The 1,756-nt window shown below is 75.7% G+C and carries 2 protein-coding genes; one reads left to right on the top strand and one right to left on the bottom strand.

The window, feature by feature from the left end; genetic code table 11:
- A partial coding sequence (locus tag AC2W7J_RS17930) for a glycosyltransferase family 2 protein (RefSeq protein ID WP_485984102.1) occupies positions 1 to 1,420 on the bottom strand: 1,420 nt, incomplete at its 3' end.
- A 154-nt stretch (positions 1,421 to 1,574) separates the two neighbouring features.
- Here AC2W7J_RS17930 and AC2W7J_RS17925 point away from each other — a divergent pair.
- Positions 1,575 to 1,756: hypothetical protein (locus tag AC2W7J_RS17925; RefSeq protein ID WP_485984100.1), on the top strand; the 182-nt coding region annotated here is incomplete at its 3' end.

Below are 1,756 nucleotides of genomic sequence, written 5' to 3'. Positions count from 1 at the left end.
GGTGGGGTGCGGGTCGCGGTGGCCGGGTGACGAGCACCTCGCCCGTCGCCACGGTCGGGCGGCGGCGGCCGACGGACAGTGCCTCGGCGCGGCGCACCCAGGTCACCGCCGCCTCGACGTGCTCCTCGGGGTGCACCTGCACGAGGTCGTCGGCGTGGTCGACGAGCCGGCGCACCGCGGGCAGCAGGCCCTTGCGGTAGAGGCGCAGGCGCGCGGGGTTCTCGCGGTGGAGCAGCGCGACCCGCAGGTCGAGGTCGAGCAGCTCGTCGAGCACACCCCGCAGCTCGGCCGGGTCGGCCATCGTGTCGGCGGCGTCGTCGACGACGAGCAGGTCGAAGGGAGCGAGCGGCCGCGTCGAGATCCACGCGTGGGGTGCGGTGAAGGGGCGACCCGGCGCACTCTCGCGATCGGGGTCGGACTCGCCATGCCGCGTGGCCCAGTCGAGGACGAGCTCCTGCGGGACGTCGGCCCCCTCGGCCACCGGCGGCAGCTCCCCCTTCGTCCTGGCCGTGGCCAGACGCCGGTGCCACGCCTTGTAGGCCGAGCGATAGGCCAGCCGCGCACCGATGCCCCAGCCGACGCCGAAGTCGCTGCGGGACAAGGATCCCGAGCGCAGGCGGGTGATCTGCAGGGGCGGGGTGACCATGGGCGGGACCTGGCCGGTGACGGCTTCGATCCGGGCGTTGTACTCGCTGTCGGCGCTCTTGCGCACGTCGTCGAAGCTGCCGACCCGGTCGTGCGTCGACCGCCGCATGACGAGCCCGGCGGCGTTGTGCCGCACCGCGGGGTAGCCGAGCCAGGCGAGCCGGAGGTCCTCGCTCGCGCGGATCGCCAGGGCGTGGGTCGCGACGAGCGAGGGGTCGGCGAGCAGCGGGAGCACCTGGCGCTCGATGCGCTCGGGGTGGCACCAGTCGTCGGCGTCGAGGAAGGCGAGGTACTCCCCCTTCGCCTGGGCCAGACCGAGGTTGCGCGCGCGATAGGCCCCGCCGTTGCGCTCACGGGTGATGACCCGCGCCCGCGGGTCCAGCGCGGCGATGCGGGCGATCTCGTCGGCGAAGTCCGGGCCGGACGCGTCGTCGACGACGAGCACCTCGAGCCGTGACCAGGTCTGGTCGAGCAGGGCGCGGATCGCCGTGGCGAGCCACGGGCCCGGGCGATAGGCGGTGACGACGACGCTGACGAGCGGCAGCTCGTCGGGGTCGATGTCGCGGCCGGTCGCCTCACGGACCCGCTCGCGCAGACCCTCCCGGCGGGCGGCGAGCTCGCCCCGGTCGGGGCCGACGCGGTCGTAGACATCGAGGTCGTCGCCGAAGGCCGCGACCGACTCCGCCCCGACGACCGCCCGCGAGCTCGTCGTCGGTGAGCCTGCGGGGCACGAGCATCCCCGGCGTCGCGCCAGCGGCGGGTGAGCAGCGCCCACCACGCCTCGCCGTCACCGGCGGTGCCGGGGTGCGCCAGGTCGGTCTCGAGGTCGAGCCGCTCGTCGTCGGAGAGCTGGGTGAGCGCGGGCAGCTGGGCCGCGAGGACGGCCGCGCCCTCCCCGCCTCGGTCTGGCGGGCGAGCAGGGTGTGGGCGTGCAGCAGGCACTGCCGCGCGGTCAGGGCACCGGCGTGACCCTCGTCGACGAGCTCGCGGAAGACCGCCGACCCGGTCCGGGCCAGCTCGGCGTCACCGCTGGTGACGAGCAGCTCGGCCCAGCCGGCCCGCCAGCTCGGGGCACCGGTGCGCTCGGCGAGCAGCGCGCGGCATCACGCAG

Source organism: Janibacter sp. CFPM2_SD2, assembly GCF_057364645.1.
Note: the sequence above shows the minus strand (reverse complement) of the source record. Positions and strands in the feature narration are given on the sequence as shown.